General features: G+C 73.2%; 12 protein-coding genes. 7 read left to right on the top strand and 5 right to left on the bottom strand.

The window, feature by feature from the left end:
• Positions 1-87 precede the first annotated feature (87 nt).
• Complete coding sequence (locus ACWGJ2_RS06150) at positions 88-729, bottom strand: LysE family translocator (protein ID WP_453344774.1); 642 nt, start codon at positions 727-729, stop codon at positions 88-90.
• A gap of 487 nt (positions 730-1216) precedes the next feature.
• Positions 1217-2704 (bottom strand): hypothetical protein, encoded by a 1488-nt coding sequence (locus tag ACWGJ2_RS06145; protein ID WP_453344773.1) that lies wholly within the window; start codon positions 2702-2704, stop codon positions 1217-1219.
• Between the two features lie 249 nt (positions 2705-2953).
• Between ACWGJ2_RS06145 and ACWGJ2_RS06140 the strand changes: the two genes are divergently transcribed.
• The 4 genes from ACWGJ2_RS06140 (at position 2954) to ACWGJ2_RS06125 (ending at position 11463) form a co-directional block, all read left to right on the top strand.
• Positions 2954-5572, top strand: a complete 2619-nt coding sequence (locus ACWGJ2_RS06140) for a helicase-associated domain-containing protein (RefSeq protein ID WP_453344772.1) — start codon at positions 2954-2956, stop codon at positions 5570-5572.
• 265 nt (positions 5573-5837) lie between these two features.
• Complete coding sequence (locus tag ACWGJ2_RS06135) at positions 5838-7331, top strand: hypothetical protein (RefSeq protein WP_453344771.1); 1494 nt, start codon at positions 5838-5840, stop codon at positions 7329-7331.
• Complete coding sequence (locus tag ACWGJ2_RS06130; RefSeq protein WP_453344770.1) at positions 7328-9715, top strand: tetratricopeptide repeat protein; 2388 nt, start codon at positions 7328-7330, stop codon at positions 9713-9715. The genes ACWGJ2_RS06135 and ACWGJ2_RS06130 overlap by 4 nt, the downstream gene beginning before the upstream one ends.
• 56 nt (positions 9716-9771) lie before the next feature.
• Entirely contained in the window at positions 9772-11463 is a 1692-nt protein-coding gene (locus ACWGJ2_RS06125) for a DNA repair helicase XPB (protein ID WP_453344769.1), read from the top strand.
• A 12-nt stretch (positions 11464-11475) separates the two neighbouring features.
• Here the strand turns inward: ACWGJ2_RS06125 and ACWGJ2_RS06120 are convergent, their stop codons facing one another.
• A complete protein-coding gene (locus tag ACWGJ2_RS06120; RefSeq protein WP_453344768.1) occupies positions 11476-12813 on the bottom strand; it encodes a glycosyltransferase 87 family protein in 1338 nt (445 codons plus the stop codon).
• A 306-nt stretch (positions 12814-13119) separates the two neighbouring features.
• Here ACWGJ2_RS06120 and ACWGJ2_RS06115 point away from each other — a divergent pair, with 306 nt between their 5' ends.
• On the top strand, positions 13120-15282 hold the full coding sequence (locus ACWGJ2_RS06115) for a HelD family protein (protein ID WP_453344767.1): 2163 nt from the start codon (positions 13120-13122) through the stop codon (positions 15280-15282).
• Positions 15283-15304: 22 nt separating this feature from the next.
• On the opposite strand, the gene ACWGJ2_RS06110 is transcribed toward ACWGJ2_RS06115, so the two are convergent.
• Entirely contained in the window at positions 15305-15925 is a 621-nt protein-coding gene (locus ACWGJ2_RS06110) for a TetR/AcrR family transcriptional regulator (RefSeq protein WP_453344766.1), read from the bottom strand.
• A 145-nt stretch (positions 15926-16070) separates the two neighbouring features.
• On the opposite strand from ACWGJ2_RS06110, the gene ACWGJ2_RS06105 reads away from it, so the two are divergent.
• Both ACWGJ2_RS06105 and ACWGJ2_RS06100 read left to right on the top strand, forming a co-directional pair.
• A complete protein-coding gene (locus tag ACWGJ2_RS06105; protein WP_453344765.1) occupies positions 16071-16643 on the top strand; it encodes a PH domain-containing protein in 573 nt (190 codons plus the stop codon).
• Positions 16640-18340, top strand: coding sequence for a PH domain-containing protein (locus ACWGJ2_RS06100; RefSeq protein ID WP_453344764.1), 1701 nt, complete (start codon positions 16640-16642; stop codon positions 18338-18340). Before ACWGJ2_RS06105 ends, ACWGJ2_RS06100 begins: the two co-directional genes overlap by 4 nt.
• 24 nt (positions 18341-18364) lie before the next feature.
• On the opposite strand, the gene ACWGJ2_RS06095 is transcribed toward ACWGJ2_RS06100, so the two are convergent.
• Positions 18365-19888 (bottom strand): FGGY-family carbohydrate kinase, encoded by a 1524-nt coding sequence (locus ACWGJ2_RS06095; protein ID WP_453344763.1) that lies wholly within the window; start codon positions 19886-19888, stop codon positions 18365-18367.
• Between the last annotated feature and the right edge of the window lie 53 nt (positions 19889-19941).

Below are 19941 nucleotides of genomic sequence, written 5' to 3'. Positions count from 1 at the left end.
TGAACATCCCCACAGGCATGGGGCCGCGACCGCCGGGTAGGCGGACCGTGAGTGCTTGCTGAATGACGATTCAGCAAGCCGTCGGAATCAGGCGCCCTCGGTCGCGAGCCGCACGCCGAAGGCGATCAGCACGACACCGGTCACCCGGTCCATGGCGCGCCGCACGCGGGGCCGCTCGAAGACCGAGCGGGCGCGGGAGACGAGGTACACGTACCCGCTCAGCCACGCCATCGTCATCACCAGGTGCAGCGCGACGAGGATCGCGAGACCGAGCGGTACGGGGAGGTCGCTGGGCGCGAGGCTCGGAAGGAGCCCGGTGTAGAAGACGGCGATCTTCGGGTTGAGCAGATTGCTCGTCAGCCCCGTGCGCCAGGCGTTGCCGCCGCCGCTCCGGAGGGAGGGCGCTTCCTCGGGCAGAGGGGCCACGGTGGTCGCGGTGGCGTTGCGGCGGCTGTTCCAGAGCGCCTGGATGCCGAGGTAGAGCAGGTAGAGGACGCCGAGGACCTTGACGACCGTGTACGCGACGGCCGAGGCGGCGAGCACCGCCGCGAGCCCGACGACGGCGAGCACGCCCCACAGCAGCAGCCCGGCGACGATGCCGCCCGCGGTGCGGTAGCCGTCAGCCGGGCCCGACGTGAGGGAGCGCCTGGTGACGACGGCCATGTCGGGACCGGGCACGAGGGTGAGCAGCGCGAGCACCCCCGCGGCGGCGAACAACTGAGCGATCATCCCCCCAGTATTCGTCCCCCTTCTCCCATCCCCCGGCCCGGGTCACCCGCCCCTGTCCAGGGCCACGAGCGAGCCCACCCCGACGAGCCGACGAGGCACGCGCACCCGGCCACAAGCGGGAGCACCCCCGGCGCGGGACCCACAGCACCCGCCTCACCGGCCCACCCGCCTCGCGCAACGACCCCGGACAACGGAGCCCGCCCACAGACACGACGAGCCCGACGAATCACGCGCACCCGCCCACGAGCAGGCCCACCCGGCACGGGGGAACGCACCTTGCCCCGAACCGCCCGACCGCCACAGCACCGGCGACACGCGATGGCCCGAGCCACACAGCACGCCCCCGACCCCGGGCTCGACGAGGCACGCGCACCCGGCCACAAGCGGGAGCACCCCCGGCGCGGGACCCACAGCACCCGCCTCACCGGCCCACCGGTCCCGCGCAACGACCCCGGACAGGGGCACCCCTACTCGGCCGGCCCTCCCGTCAGGGCGCGACGCGGCGGGCGCGCCAGATGAGGAAGAGGGCGCTGGCCACAGCGGCGATCCGCAGCAGCACGGGGAACGCGTCACTCAGCGCGGTCTGCAACGCCTCGCCGCCCTCCGCGAGGGGGTCGCCCCAGCGGCCGTCGATGCGGCCCCAGATCCAGACGGCCGTACCCGCCGCCACCAGCCCCGGCATGCCCGCCGCCGCCCACTTCGCCTCCGTACGGCTCAGGCGCGGCGACCACCAGGCCGCCAGCCAGCCCACCGCGAGGGGGATGAGCGAGCCGAACAGCGCGCCCGCGACGAGCAGCACGGCGGCGCCGATCTCCACTACGCCGCCGACGCGCGGCCCCTCGGCCGCGCCGCCGCCCCGTCCCGCGCGGCCTGGCCACAGCCGTCGAAGGGCCGCTCCGGCGACCGCTCCCGCGCCCGCCTCCTTGCCACCGGCGCCGCCCATGCCGGGCTCGGCGGCCGGAACGGTCGAGGCGCCCGTCACCGCGGGGCCTGATGAGCCCGTACCCGGGGCCGAAGGGGGGCCGGGGGGCGAGGACGGGCCCGTACTCGGGCTCGTCCGGCCGTCGCCCATCCCGTCGACGGGCGGCGGCTTCAGCACCTCGGGCAGTTCGATGCCGCCGACGAAGCCCGGCACCTGCTCGCCGAGGCCGCCGGTGCCCGTGCCCGTGCCGGGACCCGCTCCCATGCCGTCGCCGAGTCCGAAGGGGCTGGGGTCGGTGCGCCACCAGTCGGGGTTCGACTCCTCGGGGCCGAGTTCGTCCATGCCCGCCAGGTGCGGGGAGGAGTAGTCGCGGGGCGGCGGGGCGGGAGCGCGCTCGGGCTCGGGCTCGGGTTCTGGGTCGCGATCGGGGGTGCCCGAGGGGTCGCGCTGGTCCGGTACGAACGGGACCGAGGGCCCGTCCTCCGTCCCGTACCCCGCACGGTCGTCGCCGTCGCGGGAGGCCGCACCGTCACGCGTGGAACCGGAACCGGAACCAGAACCGGGGCCGGAGCCGGAGCCGGAGTCACCCGGGCCCCGCGCGTCCTGGGAGCCCCGCGCCCCGCGCCCGCTCAGGGACGACCCCAGCGAGGAGCTGAGGGAGGAGCTGAGCGACGTACCCAGCCCGCCCAGGGACGCGCCGAGCCCGCCCAGCGAGGAGCCCAGTCCGCCGAACCCGCCGGTGCCGCCGAACGGACCGCGCCCGCCGGAACCGCCACCACCGCCTTCGGCCGCGACATCGCGCAGACCCCCCGGGCTGACAGGCCCGCCGTTGGCCGCCGAGACGACCTCCTCCGGCTTGCCCAGCTTCCCCAGGATCCGGCGCACCGCGGCCTTGCTCTCGGCGCCGCCGTCCGCGGCGCGCATGCGGTCGATCTCGCCGCGCAGTCCGCTGACGAGACGTGCCCGTTCCGCGGCCGTCATCGACGTGCCGTGCGCCAGGTCACCGACCCGGCTCAGATAGTCGAATACGAGCTGCTCGCTCTCGATCCCCACCAAATCCCCAACGGCTGCTCACGGTTGGCGCGCGTACGTCTCGACCGTACCCCGCGCACCCCGCCGGGCACCGCCCCCGGGCGTTCCGTCCTCGTCCCCGTACCCGTGCCCGTGCCCGTGCCCGTGCCGTCGAGCGCGCGGCCCGGCCCGCGCGACACCCCGCACCGTGACGCACCCCGCACCGTGACGCACCCCCGCACCGTGGCGCACGGCGCCCGCCTGTCACCGCGTCCGGCTAACGTTGTACGGATGAGCACCGAGCAGAACGGCGGCCCCGCCGCCCCCCGTACGCTCGCCGACGATCTGCGTGCCCGTAGCGACGGCGCACTCGCCGAGCTGCTGCGCGCGCGGCCTGATCTGCTCTCGCCCGTGCCCAACGACCTCACACAGCTCGCCACCCGCGCCGGAACCAGAGCGTCCGTCGTGCGCGCCGTCGAGCGGCTCGACCGCTTCGCGCTCCAGACCGCTGAGGCACTGGCCGTCTCGCCCGACCCCTGCCCGTACGCCACGCTCGCCGCCCTCCTCCCCGGCGCCGAGGCGGCGGCCCGGCTCCCGCGCGCCCTGGAGACCCTGCGCGCGCGGGCCCTGCTCTGGGGCGACGACGAGCGGCTGCGGCTCGTGCGCACGGCGCGCGAGCTGCTCGCGCCCACCCCCGCCTCGCCCTCCCCCACGGGGCTCGGCCCGAGCCTGGCGGAGGCCACGTCCGGGGTGTCCGGGATGTCGCCGGGGCGCGTCCAGGAGATCCTGGAGACCGTCGGGCTGCCGGGCACCCACGATCCGGTGAGCGCCCTCGCCGCCCTGACCTCGCTGTTCACCGACCGCGAGCGGATGGCGGCGCTCCTCGCACAGGCACCGCCGGAGTCCGCCGCGATGCTCGACAAGCTGACGTGGGGCCCGCCGTACGGCACCGTCGAGCTGGATCCCCCGTCGGCGCCCGTCGCATGGCTGCTCGACCACGGGCTGCTGGTGCCCACGGGCGCGCCGCGCACCGTCGTCCTGCCGCGCGAGGCGGCCCTGCACCTGCGCGAGGGACGCGCGCACCGCGTGCTGGAGCCCGTGCCGCCCGCGGTCGAGGCCCAGAGGGAGTACGGCGCGGAGGCGGTGGACGCGGCGGCGGCCGGGCAGGCGTACACCGCGCTGACCACCCTGGAGGAGTTGCTGAGCGCCTGGGAGAGCGAGCCGCCCGCCGTGCTGCGCGCGGGCGGCCTGGGCGTACGCGATCTCAAGCGCACCGCGACGGCCCTCGATCTCCCCGAGCCGGTCGCCGCCTTCTGGATCGAACTGGCCTACGCGGCGGGCCTCGTCGCCTCCGACGGAGAGGCCGACGAGACGTACGCGCCCACCCCCGCCTACGACGACTGGCTCGCCCTGCCCGCGCAGCGGCGCTGGGCACGGCTGGCGACGGCCTGGCTGACGGGCACACGGGTCGCGGGGCTCGCGGGCGGGCGGGACGCGCGGGGGCGCGGACTGTCCGCGCTGGGCCCGGGGCTCGACCGCGGCCTCGCCCCCGACGTCCGCCGCCGCGCCCTGGAACTCCTGGCCACCCTCGCCCCCGGCACCTCGCCCTCGCCGGGCTCCGTGCTGGACCGGCTGCGCTGGGAGCGGCCGTTGCGGGGCGGCGCGGTGGGGGCGGACACGAGCGCGGGGACGGGCACGGGGGCCGGGGCGGGGGCGGGGGCCGACGTGGGCGGGCCGACGGACCCGCACAGCGCCCCGCACCAGCCCCCTCACCAGGACCTGCGCTCGCGGCTCGCCCGCTGGGCCCTGGAGGAGGCCGAGCTGCTGGGCTTCACGGGGCGCGGCGCCCTCGCCTCGTACGCGCGCCCGTTCCTCCTCGACGACGGGCGGGGCGATCCGGGCGACCCCGAGGAGTCCGAATCGGGCGCCCGCGCAAGGGAGTTGACGTCCGCCGAGCTGGCGTCGGCCGCGGAGCGCGCCGCTGACGCGCTCGCGCCGCTCCTCCCCGAGCCCCTGGACCACGTACTCCTCCAGGCCGACCTCACGGCCGTCGCGCCCGGCCCCCTGGAACGCGCGCTGGCCGCCACCCTCGGCGCCCTCGCCGACATCGAGTCCAAGGGCGGCGCGACGGTCTACCGCTTCTCCCCCGCCTCCGTGCGCCGCGGCCTCGACGCGGGGCTGACGGCCACGGACGTCCACGCCTTCCTCGCCGCGCACTCCCGCACACCGGTGCCGCAGCCCCTCACCTACCTCGTGGACGACGTGGCCCGCAGGCACGGCAGGCTCCGCGTCGGCGCCGCGTCCTCGTACGTGCGCTGCGACGACGACGCGCTGCTCGCCGAGATCATGGCCGACAAGCGGTCGGCACCGCTCCGGGCGCGGCTGCTCGCTCCCACGGTGCTCGCCTCGCCCGTGCCGCCGGACCAACTGCTCGCCAGACTCCGCGAGATGGGGTACGCACCGGCAGCGGAGTCGGCCGAGGGCGACGTCGTCATCACCCGCGCCGACGCCCACCGCACACCGCCCCGCAGCGCCCCAGAGCCCGTCCCCGACGGGCCCCCGGCACCCGAGCGCGCCCTGCTCACCACGGCCGTGCGCGCGATCCGCGCGGGCGACCACGCGGCGACGGCGGCCCACCGCCCGGTCCGCGCCCGTAACGCCCCGGCCCCGGACGGCGCCCTCCCCCGCACCACCTCGGCCGACACTCTGGCCACGATGCAGTCCGCGGCCCTGACGGGCACGGCCCTGTGGATCGGCTACGTCAACGCGGACGGCGCCGCCAGCCAGCGCGTCATCGAACCGGTCCGCGTGGAGGGCGGCTTCGTCACGGGCTACGACCACACGGCGGACGAGGTCCGCACGTACCCCCTGCACCGGATCACGGGGGTGGCGGAACTGGTGGAGGACTGAGCGCCGCTGAGGGGGCTCGTGACAGCGAGCTCGTGGCTCGCTTGTCAAGTTTTTTCGGGATATCCCGGTAGGACTCGATGTGATACGCCATTCTTGCGCCCGGGAGGGTGAAATGGGCAAAGCATCGAGGAAGAAACAGGAACAGCGGTCACGGAGAGCGGCCTCGGTCGCCTCTACCGGAGACATATCCGGGGGCAACCCGCGAGAACTCGGCCTGAAGGCGCTCGAACGGCTGTTGAGCTCGAACGCACCGAGGGAGCTCAGCTTGGCCGGCGCCTACGCGTTCGGTTACGCGGCGCTGGGATACGCCCAGCAGGAGGGGACAGCCCCGGACTGGTACCAGGAGATCGACCCGTTGGACGCGCTGTTCCTGGGGACAGTCTGGCCAGGGGAGTTCAGTGACGAGTTCGAGTTCGCGAATACCCGCGACGCCTGGCTCCGGCTCCTGCGCGATACCGCTCACGGGAAGGGAATCCAGCGCTTCGTACGCGAGGTCATCTCGGCGAGCGAGGGCCTGGAACTCCCGGTGGACGACGGAGAACTGATGCTAGCGGTCAGCGGTCGGCTCGAAGCCGCCGGGCTCGACCGGAGCCGCCTGCCCCGGCGACTGCTTCCGGGGCAAGCACTCCAAGGCACCCGCGTGGTCCACGGGCCGTCCCTGGACATGCGGCTTCCCGACCCGCCTGAGGATGCCAAGGAACGGGTCAACCAGTTCTGGGGGGACAAGACCGAATCCGGAGCCGCCGACACGCCCCACGCTGTTCTCCGCGATGGGCTGCGCCGATTCCAGGACGCCGGGTTGCCGGTGGAAGACGAGCCCGGTGTGCTGCTGCCGGCCCTGTACGCGGCGCTTTTGGCAAAGCCGGGTGAACTGCTGGAGGAGATGGGGCAACCTGCCTGGGCATGGGCTCTCTCCCTGGAGGAGACATCGGCGCTGGTGCCGGTTCTCGACATCCTCCTCGTCGCCCCCGACCTGGAACTGACCGTCGCCGAGACCCTTGGTCTTCTGTGCGCCATCCCGGCATTCACCGAGCCGATTCCGTCGGAGGCCCTGCTCTGGACCAGCTCCCCCGGTCTCGCCCTGCCTCGTCTGGCCTTCGAACTGGGCATCTCAGAGGTATGCACGCGGGGAGGGGTGATCACCCCGGACATGTTGGACTGGGCGGGCATGCACGCCAGAATGCGCTTGAGTACGGCTGCTCGCGAAAAGGCCGCCTTCCTTGAGGAGACGGACAGCGCCGATGACACGGACGGCACAAACGAGGAGCCGGACGAGCGGTGGGCTGAACGCCGAAAAGCGGTGCGTGAGGCAGTACTGCACAAGGTTCGCAAGAAGTCAGGGGGGACCGCGGCAGAGCCCGGCCGGTCCGACCGCCCCGTCGAGCGCATCTGGAACGCTGACGGCAGCTCCGAGGTGCGGATCTCGGCCGACACTCCGCACGGACAGGAAATCCAGAAAGGACTGCGACACCAAAAGGAAGCCTTTCGGGAGAAGTTCGGCCGCGATCCGGAGCCGGGTGACCCGCTGTTCTTCGACCCGGACGCAGACGAGCCCACGCGCCTCACCAAGGAGTACGTCGACAACATGATGCTGGACATGGCGGAGCGTGCGGTCGAGCTGGGCTACGATCCCGCGTTCATTCACGCCTGGCGTGAGGTCGGGTATGCGGTCACCGAGGAGACGAAGGGCATGTTCACCACCGCCGAAGTGATTGCCTTCAACAGGGCCCTCGCTCGGCACCGGCAGGCCGGAGAATGACCGACAACGTCGAGAACCACATCAGCGGTGGGGTCTTCTTCGGAATCGTCATCCAAGGGCGCACCGTCAACCTCACGATCCCGGACCGCCCTGACCCCGCGCTCGCCGGACTCCCCCGGCAGTCAGCAACCTTCGCGGGGCGCCACGCTCAACTGGAACGGGTCCTCGCGGCCCTGGCCCCGGCAGGGGCGGACGGGACGACCGACGCGGTCCTGGTCACAGGGCTCGCCGGGACGGGCAAGACCGAACTCGTGCTCCAGGCTGCCCACCGAGCGCTCCGGAAGAAGGAGTGGTTTCCCGGCGGGGTCCTCTTCATCGATCTGCACGGCTACGACGCGGAGCGCAAGCTGTCACCGAAGCAGGCACTCGGCACCCTTCTCCGGGCGCTCGGCATCCCTCCGGAACACATTCCTTCCGGCATCGAGGAACGCTCCCGCGTCTACCGTTCCGCTCTCGGCGCACTGGCCGCTGCCGGACAACGCGTCCTCGTCGTCCTGGACGACGTACCGGCCACCAGCAAGATCCGTCACCTCCTGCCCGGCGACGGGAGCACGGCCACGCTCGTGACATCGCGGCACTCTCTCGCGGAACTCGACGCCCTGACACTGACTTTGCGGGAACTCTCCGTCGACGAGGGGCGGGAATTGCTGGGGGATGCCCTCCGTACCGCCCTGCCCGAGGACTCGCGGGTGGCGGACGAGGCCGAAGAGGCCGCCCGACTCGTCGCGCTGTGCGGCGGTCTGCCACTGGCCCTGCGCATCTTGGCGTCCCTGCTCGTCGACGTGCCGACCCGGCCGTTGTCCGACCTCCGCCAGGATCTCCAGGACGCGCATTCCAGGCTTTCCGTATTGAGCCGGGAAGAGCGCGCCGTGACCGCGGCCTTCGAGTTGTCCTACCGAAGGCTCACCAAGGACCAGGCCACGCTCTTCCGGCTGCTGTCCCTCCACCCCGGACCGGACTTCTCCACCGAAGCCACGGCCCAGTTGTACGGCGAGAGCGTCGAGGAAGCCAAACGGCTTCTGCTGGACCTGGCGCGCAGGCACCTGGTCGAGCCACGTGAACCGTACGGCCGCTGGCAGCAGCACGGTCTCGTGCGCCTTTACTCTTGGGAGCGGCTCAGGTCGGCCGACGACTCCTGGGGCGAGGGCCTCATGCGTCTGTTCGCCCACTTCCACGAGATGACCACGCTGGCGTGTGAGACGCTCTTCGACTCCACAGTCCCCCGGTCCGCGTCAGAGCCCTTCTTTCCTGACCGGGCCGCGGCGTTGCGGTGGTTGGAGGCCGAGCGTCGCAACCTGGTCGCTGCTGTCCTCTGGGCCTACCAGTGCGACGACGATCTGGTGTGTGCTGCCCTGGCGGTGTCCGTATCGCAATTCCTGAGGGAAATGCATTATCTGGAGGATGCCAGGTGGGTGCTGACTGCGGGCATCCGGTCGAGCCGAAGGCAAAAGGACAGTTTCCGCGAGGCTTCCCTACTGAGCTCTCTCGGTGTGGTGCTCCGGGACATGCGCAAGCTGCGCAAATCCGTTCGCGCGCACCACAGGGCCATCAAGATCTGCCGGAGGCTGGGAAAGCACCAGGCTCTGGCCGGAGCGCTGAACAACCTCGGGCTCTCGCTCCACGAGCAGCGCAAGTTCGAGCGGGCCGTGGCAGCCCACACCGAAGCCGCGCAGATGTTCAAGCTCGCCGGCAGCCGAATCGGGATGGCAGGCGCTCTGTGCAATACCGGCGAGACCTTGACCGAGCTGGGTCGCACAGAGAAAGCCGCCCGCACCCTTCGCAAGGCCGCGAAGATCTTCCGGAAGCAGGGTGACCTTCGGGGTTACGCCCAGGCCCTGGGCAGCCTCGCCAAGGTGACACGCAACGACGGGAAAGCCGAGCAGGCCCTGGAACTGCACAAGCGCGCGCTCGATATGCCCGACGGCCTGCTCCTGCCCCACGAGAGGGCGGTCGAGCTGTCCAATTTCGCCGCCACGCTGCTCGACACCGGGCAGCTCGAAGCGGCTCTCACCGCGCAGCAGGAGGCACTGGGCACCTTCAGGCGCCTGGGTGACCGCCGTGGTGAGGCGATGGTCCTGGGCAACATGGCTCTCGTGCGCCAGGGGCAAAGCAAGTGGAACAAGGCCGTGCGCCTTCACACTCTTGCTCTGGAGGCTTTCCTCGAGAGCAAGGACGATCAAGGTCTGGCAGACGAGCTCAGGAGTCTCTCGCGCGCGCTTTTTCAGCAAGGCCGCAACACCGAGGCTCTGGAGAACCTGGAGCTCGCCGTCGAGCTGTACCACCGGACCGGCGACGCGGAGGGGGCGGACGACACGCTCGGCCTCATCGACCTGGTGCGAAGGCGGGCAGGAGTCGCCAGGCACCCCGTCGAGAGCCAGCCATGATCACTCGTGCATGAGGCAGACTGGACGTTTGGCCCGCGCGGAAGGGATACACGTACGTGAACGGTCCACTCATCGTCCAGAGCGACAAGACGCTGCTGCTGGAGGTCGATCACGAGCAGGCGGACGCGTGCCGTCGCGCCATCGCGCCCTTCGCCGAGCTGGAGCGGGCGCCGGAGCACATTCACACGTACCGGCTCACCCCGCTCGGCCTGTGGAACGCGCGCGCGGCCGGGCACGACGCCGAGCAGGTCGTGGACGCGCTCGTCGCGTACGCCCGCTACCCCGTCCCGCACTCCCTCCTCGTCGACGTCGCCGAGACCATGGCCCGCTACGGCCGTCTCCGGCTGCTCAAGCACCCCACGCACGGGCTCGTCCTGGAGACCAGCGACCGCCCTGTGCTGGAGGAGATCCTGCGCTCGAAGAAGGTCCAGCCGCTGGTCGGGGCCCGGGTGGACCCGGACACGGTGGTCGTGCACCCCTCCGAGCGCGGTCAGATCAAGCAGGTGCTGCTGAAGCTGGGCTGGCCCGCCGAGGACCTCGCGGGGTACGTGGACGGCGAGGCGCACCCCATCGCGCTGGACGAGAGCGGCTGGTCGCTGCGCCCGTACCAGCAGCAGGCCGTCGAGGGCTTCTGGCACGGCGGCTCCGGTGTCGTCGTGCTGCCCTGCGGCGCGGGCAAGACCCTCGTCGGCGCCGGTGCCATGGCGGAGGCCAAGGCGACCACGCTCATCCTGGTCACCAACACCGTCTCGGCCCGTCAGTGGAAGTCCGAGCTGATGCGGCGCACGACGCTGACGGAGGAGGAGATCGGCGAGTACAGCGGCACCAGGAAGGAGATCCGCCCGGTCACGATCGCCACGTACCAGGTGATCACGACCAAGCGGAAGGGCGTCTACCCGCACCTGGAGCTGTTCGACTCCCGCGACTGGGGCCTCATCGTCTACGACGAGGTGCACCTGCTGCCCGCGCCGGTCTTCAAGTTCACCGCCGACCTCCAGGCCAGGCGGCGCCTCGGGCTGACGGCCACGCTCGTGCGGGAGGACGGCCGCGAGTCGGACGTCTTCTCCCTCATCGGCCCCAAGCGCTTCGACGCGCCCTGGAAGGAGATCGAGTCGCAGGGCTACATCGCCCCGGCCGACTGCGTCGAGGTCCGCGTCAATCTGACGGACTCCGAGCGGCTCGCGTACGCCACGGCCGAGGCCGAGGAGAAGTACCGCTTCTGCGCGACGACGGACAGCAAGCGCCGCGTCACCGAGGCGCTGGTGCGGCGGCACGAGGGGGAGCAGACCCTCGTCATCGGCCAGTACATCGACCAGCTCGACGAACTGGGCGAGCACATCGGCGCCCCCGTCATCAAGGGCGACACGAGCAACGCGCGGCGCGAGAAGCTCTTCAACGCCTTCCGCGAGGGCGAGCTGACGTGCCTCGTCGTCTCGAAGGTCGCGAACTTCTCCATCGACCTGCCGGAGGCGACGGTCGCCATCCAGGTCTCCGGCACGTTCGGTTCCCGCCAGGAGGAGGCCCAGCGCCTGGGCCGCGTCCTGCGCCCGAAGGCCGACGGGCACGAGGCCCGCTTCTACTCCGTCGTCGCCCGCGACACGATCGACCAGGATTTCGCAGCGCACCGCCAGCGGTTCCTGGCGGAACAGGGCTACGCGTACCGCATCGTCGACTCCCACGAGCTTCTCGCGTCCCCGGAGGAGGGCGGCCTGGACGGCACCGAGGCCCCGGGCACTCCGGAGGGGTGAAGGGCGTCCCCGTCAGCCCGAGGACTCCGGCGACGGGGCATCGCGTCCGGGCGCTCGTCCCGGGAACGGGAGGCGGACGGCGCGGAGGCGCAGGGCCAGTGCGCCCAGTGCCAGCAGGCCCAGCACGGGGTACGGGGAGGCCAGGGGCTGGAGCCACCAGGCGAGGTGGAGGTCCTGGTCGCCCGCCTTCGGAACCAGCCACATCGTGCGGGCCGCGAAGAGGACGGCCACCGCCACCGCGGCCCGGCGCACCGCGCGCGAGGGCGAAGTGGCCAGCGCGAAGAGCAGCGGCACGCACCACACCCAGTGGTGGGACCAGCTGATCGGTGAGACCAGCAGCGCGAGCAGCGCCGTGACGAGGACGCCCCAGCGGTCGCCGTACCCGGCGGCGCGGTCCCTGACGTACGCGCGACGGGCCAGCGCCAGCCCCGCCAGCCCGACGAGCGCGGCCGGCACCAGCCACAGCAGTCCGGGCTCGGGCGTGTGCGCGGCGCGCGCGAGCAGTCCCTGGAGCGACTGGTTGTCGACGATCCACGCCTTGCCGACCCGCGACGTCTCGAACATCCGCCGCGTCCAGAAGTCCCAGCTCGCGCCCGGCAGGACGAGCGCGCCGAGCGCCACCGTCGCGGCGAAGCCCACGAGCGCGCCGAGCGCGGCCCGCAGCCGCCCCGTCAGCAGCAGATAGACGGCGAAGATCGCGGGGGTGAGCTTGACGCCCGCCGCGACCCCGATGGCCAGGCCCTTGCCGCGCGCCCCGTCGGGCCTGGTGAGGTCCCACAGCACGAGACAGGCCAGTGCCAGGTTGATCTGCCCGAACACGAGCGTCTGGAAGACCGGTTCGAGCCACAGGCCCGCGCCCGTCGCGGCGAGGACGACGGGCAGCCGCAGCGCGGCGGGCACCGGGCGCGGCCCGGCGTCCGTCAGCCGGAGGGAGAGGTGGACGAGGAGGGCGAGGAGCGCCGCGTTGCCGAGGGCGAAGGCCACCTTGAGCGCGGGCAGCGACAGCCATGTGGTCGGTACGAAGAGGATCGCCGCGAAGGGCGGGTACGTGGCGGGGAGCTTCCACTCGGTGACGGTGAAGCCGTACAGGTCGGTGCCCTGCGCGACGGCGCGGCCCTCGGCGCGGTAGACGAGCACGTCGGCCATGGGGAAGCGCTGGACGAGGCACAGCGCGGCGAACGCGGCGAGCGACAGCGCGAGGAGGGCGACGGCGGCGACGGTGAGGGCGCGGGTCCGTCCCCGCGGTACGCCGTCCTCGTCGCCGCCGTTGACGTCGCCACGGAGGGTGCGAAGGGTGCGGGGAGTACGAGGAGTGCGGGGGGTGTCCCCGTAGGTGCCCGGCCCTGTCACCTGTGCCGTCTCCCGTCCCCGGGCGGGACGGCCCCGCCCGGATTGCTCACTGGTCGCTGTTCGCCGGTGCCGGTGCCGGTCGGCGCCCCCGCCGCGACCCTAGTCGACGCCTCCGCGCGGACCACGGCCCGTGCCCAGGCGGAAGCGTGCCCAGCGTGCGGGCGGGAAATTCGTTCGCCGCGCTTCCGGCCCGTCGCTAGAATCGCGCGTCTTGCCGCCTCCCGGGACGGGAGGAGCCGACCGCACGGCAACCGGTCGGCACGCTCATGCCCCGTACCCGTCGCGCACCCAGCCGGAGGCTTCACCGTGACCGCCCCTGCCCCCGAACCGGCCCAAGAAGCGGAGCCGGAACCCGCCACTCCCCCACCGCCCGACGAGTCGACCCCGTCGGACCCCCTCGGCCATGAACGCGGTCACCTCGCCGCGTCCCGCGCCGCGCTCCGCGCCATGCGCGAGGACGCGGAGGCCCTCGACATCGGCAACGTGACGGCGAACTGGGTCAACGCCGAAGTGCTCCAGTCCGAGGTCGACGCGCGCATCAAGTCGCTGGCCGACCTCGCCCACACCCCCCTCTTCTTCGGCCGCCTGGACTATCTGCGGCACGCGGCCGGGCACACCTTCTACATCGGCCGCCGCCACGTGCACGACACCGACGGCGATCCGATGGTCGTGGACTGGCGCGCCCCCGTCTCGCAGCCCTTCTACCGCGCGTCGAAGAAGGACCCGCAGGACGTGGCGCTGCGGCGCCGCTTCGGCTACACGGGCGGGGAGCTGACGGCTTACGAGGACGAGCACCTCACCGACCCCGCCGAGGCGGAACGCACCAGCGCGCTGCTCCAGTCGGAGATCGAGCGCCCGCGCGTGGGCCCCATGCGGGACATCGTCGCGACGATCCAGCCGGAGCAGGACGAGATCGTGCGCGCGGGCATCGACGGCACCGTCTGCGTCCAGGGCGCCCCCGGCACGGGCAAGACGGCCGTCGGCCTGCACCGCGTCGCGTATCTCCTCTACGCGCACCGCGAGCGCCTCCACCGCACCGGCACCCTCGTCATCGGCCCCAACGACTCCTTCCTCCACTACATCGAGCAGGTGCTGCCCGCGCTGGGCGAGCTGGAGGTCAAGCAGGCGACGGTCACCGAACTCGTCGCCGCCCACGCCCCGGCGCACGTCCAGGTGCGCGGCGAGGACGGCGCGGAGAGCGCCCGCGTCAAGGGCGACGCGCGGATGGCCGAGGTGCTGCGGCGCGCCGTGCGGTCCGGGGTGACGGCGCCGGCGGAGCCGTGCGTGGTCGTGCGCGGGTCGCGGCGCTGGCGGGTACCGGCGTACGAACTGGCGGAGATCGTCCAGGAGCTGCTGGCCCGCGACATGCGGTACGGCGCGGCGCGCGAGGCGCTGCCGCAGCGGATCGCGCACGCGGTGCTGGTGCGCATGGAGCAGGCGGGCGAGGCGCCGGACGACCGCGTGCAGGACGCCGTCGCGCGCGATCCGGCGGTCAAGGCCACCGTCAAGGCCGCCTGGCCCGCCGTCGATCCGGCCAAGCTCGTGCTGCGCCTGCTCTCCGACGCCGGCTTCCTCGCGGAGCACGCGGACGGGCTGCTGACGGCGGACGAGCAGAAGGCGGTGCTGTGGGAGCGGCCCGCGCGCGGGGTGAAGTCGGCCAGGTGGTCGGCGGCCGACGTGGTGCTCGTGGACGAGGCGGCCGACCTGGTGTCCCGTACGCCCTCGCTCGGCCATGTCGTCCTGGACGAGGCGCAGGACCTGTCGCCGATGCAGTACCGCGCCGTCGGACGCCGCTGTTCGACGGGTTCGGCGACGGTGCTCGGCGACCTCGCGCAGGGGACGACGCCGTGGGCGACGGCGAGCTGGGAGGAGGCGCTGCGGCATCTCGGCAAGCCGGACGCGCTGGTCGAGGAGCTGACGCAGGGGTTCCGCGTGCCGCGCGAGGTGATCGCCTACGCGTCCAGGCTGCTGCCCTCGATCGCCCCCGGCCTGGCCGAGGCGACGTCCATCCGCGAGGCGCCGGGGCTCTTCTCCGTACGGGAGGTAGGGGAGGCGCGGGAGGTGCGGGGGCGCGGCGACCGCGAGGAGCTGGACGGGGCCGTCGTACGGGCCTGCCGGGAGGCGCTGGAGCACGAGGGGTCCGTCGGGCTCATCGCGGCCGGGTCGCGGGTGGCGGAGCTGGCCGCCGCACTCGACGCTGCGGGGCTCGACGTGCTGGGTCCCGGCGAGGAGACCAGTGCCGACCGCCGCCTCACACTGGTGCCCGCGACACTCGCGAAGGGGCTCGAATACGACTACGTCGTGCTGGACGAGCCCGCGGCGGTGGTGGCGGCCGAGCCCGACGAACGGACGGGGCTCCGCCGCCTCTACGTCGCCCTGACCAGGGCCGTCTCGGGCCTCACCGTCGTACACGCGCGCCCGCTGCCGGTGGCGCTCCGGGACGGGGCAGGGGAGCCGCCGAGCCACTGAGCCGCCGAGTCACTGAGCGAGGTCAGGGGGTCGCGGGGGCCGAGGGGGACGAGAAGAGGCCGCTCAAGTGGTGGTCCAGGAGGGCGAGGGCGGCGTCCGGGGTGAGCACGTCGAGCAGCACGTAGCTGGTGAGGCCGTCGACGAGCCCGATCAACAGCATCGCCTCAGCGTCCACGTCCCTGCCGTCCGCGACCTCCCCCCGCTCCTGCCCCTCCCTCAGCAACGAGGCGAAGAACCCCCGCAGCGCGGGGATGCCCTCCTGCGCCTTCTTCCGCGTCTCCTCGTCGTGGACGGCGCGTACGAAGTAGGCGATCTGGACGAGGTTGCCGGTGCGGCTCTTCTCGTCCAGCGGCAGCATCTCCGCGAGTGACTCGCGCAGCACGTCGTACGGCGCGGGCTCCCCCGGCAGCGCCGCAATGCGCTGCCGTATCCGCTGCTCGGCCAGTTCCTCGATGTGGCCGAGGGCGAACGTGAGCATCTCGTCCTTGCTCGTGAAGTAGTGCTGGAGCTGGCCCAGCGAGATGTCCGCCGCCGCCGCCACGTCCCGCAGCCTGGTGCCTTCCAGGCCCCGGGTGCTGGCGATCTGCCACAGGGCCTCCGCGATCTTCCTGCGGCGCGCCTCGTGGTCCACCTGCTTCGGCAAGCCCTGCGCCTCCTCCCGCTGTTCTCCGGTCCGCGCTTTACAAGTCCGTTGTATTGGAATACTTTAACCCATGGCCTTTCCAATACCGATGACTTGATAAGAGCAAGCAGAGCCGGTCAAGCAGATGACAGACGGGGGAACCACCATGTCCGCGAGGGCACACGACCCAGCACACGCACGGCCACAGGTGCACGCACAGACACAGCCACAGGCTCAGCTACGGCTGCGGCAGCCCCGGCACCGGGCCGATCCGCGGGCCTGGCGCTGGTGGACGGCGCAGGCGTGGGCCGTGTTCTCGGGACCCGCGCTGCTCGTCGCGGCGACGCTGTTCGTGCTCGCGCTGCTCTTCTTCCCCGGCGCCCTCGGCTGGCTCGGCCCGCTGCTGCTGGCCGTGCTCGTTGCCCCGGCACTCGCGTACGCGGGGGTCATGCCCGCCATGCGGCGCCGCGTGCACGCGTGGGAGCTGGGCGGGCAGGCGGTCTACGCGGTCAGCGGCTGGTACTGGCAGAAGCACCGCATCACCCCGCTCTCGCGGGTGCAGACCGTGGACACCGTGCACGGCCCGCTCCAGCGGATGTTCGGGCTGGCCACCGTCACCGTGACCACCGCGTCGACGGCGGGCGACGTCCGTATCGCCGGACTCGCCGCGGCCGAGGCCGGGGAACTCGCGCGCCGCATCGGCGCCGCGGCCCAGCTCACCCCGGGGGACGCCGCGTGAGCGCCACGAAGGCCGCGGGCGACGGCACGGCGGCCCCGGACACCTCGGACACCTCGGAGGGCACATGGCACGCGCCCGACCCGCGCACCCTCGCGGTCCACGTGAGCTGGCTGGCCGCTCCCCTCGCCTCCACGCCGGCCACCGTCGCGCTCGGGGGAGGACGGGTCTCGGCGGGCACCTGGATCACGCTCGGCTCGGTCGCGGCCACCTTCCTGGTGATCACGGCGCTCGGTCTGGCCCGCTGGCGCACGACGCGCTACCGCGTCACGGACACCGCCTTCGAGCTGCGCACGGGACTGCTCGGCCGGAGCCTGCGCCGCGTGCCGCTGCACCGCGTCCGCAGCATCGATCTGTACGCGCATCCGGTGCACCGCCTCTTCGGCCTGACCGTCCTGCGGGTCGGCACGGCGGGCAGCGCGAGCGGCGGTGGTTCGGGGACCGGGGCGAGCGGTGAGCTGCGGCTGGAGGCGCTCACCCGGGCCGACGCCGAACGGCTCAGGGAGTCCCTGCTCGCCCACCCCGCGCGCACGGCAGGAGCGGGGACGGCAGGAGCGGGGACGGAGACCGGCGCCGGGGCCGACGGGGCCGCGTCCACGTCCGCATCCGCGCCCGCGCCCGCGTCGGACACCGTGCTCGCCACGGCGGACTGGCGCAGGCTCCGCTACGCACCGCTCACGTTCTGGGTGTTCGGCGGCGTCCTCACCGTGCTCGGCACGGCCTGGCGCGTGCTCGACGGCATGGGCGTCGAGCCGTGGCGCCTGGGCCCCGTGCGCCGGGCCGCCACCGCCGTGGGCGGCTCCCCCTGGCTGCTCGCGCCCGCCGCGCTGCTGGTCACCGCGCTCATCGGCGCCGTGGGAGCCGTCGTGCTCGCGGCCGAGAACTGGTGGCGGTACCGCCTGGAGTGGACCGGGCCCGCGACGCTGCGCATCCGGCGCGGACTGCTGACCACCCGCTCCGTCTCCATCGAACGCACCCGGCTGCACGGGGTGGCCCTGCGGGAGCCGTTGCTGCTGCGCGCGGCGGGCGGCGCGTCCGTACGGGCCATCGCGGGCGGCCTCGGCAACCGCGAGGAAAACCGCTCCCGCAGCGTGCTGCTGCCACCGGCCTCGCGGACGGAGGCACTGGGCATCTGCGCGGCCGTGCTCACCCCTCCCGGCGGCACACCGGAGGCGCCGGCGCCGAACCGGCCGGACGCGGGCTCGGGGGCCGCGCCCCGGCTGACCCCGCATCCGCGCCCCGCCTTCCGGCGCCGCCTGCTGCGCGGCCTGGGCTGGGCCGTCGCACCCGTGTCCGCCGTCCTGGCACTGCTCGCCGCGCTCCTGGACGTGGGCGTGCTGTGGCACTGCGCCTGGGGGTACGCGGCCGTCGCCGTACCGGCGGGCTGGTGGCTGGCCCGGGACGCCGCACGGGGGCTCGGGCACGGCGTGGCCGGGTCACGGCTGCTGATCAGGTCCGGCACGTTCAGCCGGGACCTCGTCGCCCTGCGCCGCGAGTCGGTCCTCTCCTGGACGTTCACCGGAACACCGCTGTCCCGGCGTGCGGGGCTGCTCTCGGTCACGGCCGGGGTGGCCGGTGGCGAGGACGGCTACCGAATACCGGACATGTCGGCCCACGACGCCGTCGCCTTCGCCCACGCGGCAGCACCCGGCATCCTCGACGACTTCCTCGTCACGGACCGCCGCGCCGCCCCGGCCTGAACCACGCCACGAACCGAACCCGCGTCAGGAGCGGGCCGAGGCAGCCAGGGCGTGCACGGTGGCCTCTGTCTGCTCGTACAGGTTCAGGTAGTGGTCGTAGAGCGCGGCGTAGGTGGGGCCGTGTGCCGGGTCGGGGGTGACCGTGGATTCGATGGGGTTCCACGTGGTGATGTCCTCGCGATGGGCGAGGCCGACGCCCACGGCGGCGAGGAACGCGTCGCCGTAGGCGGCGCCGACGGTGTAGCGCGGCACCTGCTGCTCGCGGCCCGTGACGTCGGAGACGATCCGCGTCCACAGCTCGCGTGCCCCGCCGCCCACCGCGACGAGTCTGCGCGGGTCGCCGCCCGCCTCGGTCATCGCGGCCAGGTTGTGCCGTACGCCGAAGGCCGTGGCCTCCAGCGCGGCCCGGTACAGGTGCGCGCGTCCGTGCCGCAGAGTGAGCCCCGCGATGACGCCCCGCGCGTCGGGGTCGAAGCGCGGGGTGCGCTCCCCCGCGAAGTACGGCAGCATCAGCAGCCCCTCGGCGCCGGGCGGCAGTTCGGCCGCCTCGGCGGTCAGCGTGGCGTAGTCCGCGCCCGTGAGGTCGCGCAGCCAGGACGTCACCGCGCCCGAGGTGGCCATGCCGCCCGCGAGGCAGTACGTGCCCTCGAAGGCGCCCGCCGTCGACCACAGGCGGGCGTCGGGCACCGGCTCGGGGACCACGTTCACCAGGAACATCGTCGTGCCGTACATCAGCATCAGGTCGCCGGTGCCCGTCGCGCCCACGGCCGTGGCCTCGGACCAGGCGTCGACGGTGCCCGCCGTGACCGGCGTACCGGCCGGGATGCCGGTGGCCTCGGACGCCGCCGCCGACACCTCTCCCACGACGTCGGAGGGCCACACCAGCTCGGGCCACTCCAGGCCCGGCGCGATCTCTTCGCGCCAGTCCTCGATCCAGGCGCGCTCGCGCAGGTCGTAGAGCGGGGTGCACTGGCTGGCCGAGTGGTGGTCCAGCACGTACGCGCCCCCGGCCCCCTGACCCGAACCGGAGCCAGAGGGGTCCGTCAGGCGGTGGACGAGCCATGAACTCGCCATGTACCAGCGGCGGGTGCGCGCGTACACCTCGGGTTCCCGCTCCCGCAGCCACGCCAGCTTCGGGCCGACGGCCTGGCTGGTCAGCGGCGAACCGCAGCGCTCCAGGACACGCTGTGCGCCGTAGCGCGCGGTCTGCGCGGCGATCTGGTCGCCCGCGCGGGTGTCGACGCCGTAGAGGACGGCGGGGCGCAGCGGTGTGCCGTGCGCGTCGGCCGGGAGGAGGCAGGGGCCGATCCCGCTGACGCAGACCCCGGCCAGCGCGGTCACGCCCTCGCACAGCTCCCTCGCGAGGGCCCGCAGGTCGTGCCACCAGACCGTTTCCGCGTCGTGCTCGAACCAGCCGGGTCGCGGCGTCTCCGTACGGTGCTCGCGCACGGCCTCGGCGACGAGCGTCCCGTCCGCCGCATCGACCAGCACCCCCTTGGACGACGACGTGCCGATGTCGATGCCCAGCAGCAGTCCGTTCCGTGTCACGTGGCCTTCGCGCTCCCGTCGTGCCGTCCGCCGTCACCGCCGTGCCCGTTTCG

The sequence above is a fragment of the Streptomyces sp. NPDC054796 genome (assembly GCF_053611545.1).
This window is presented reverse-complemented; position numbering and strand designations above follow the sequence as displayed.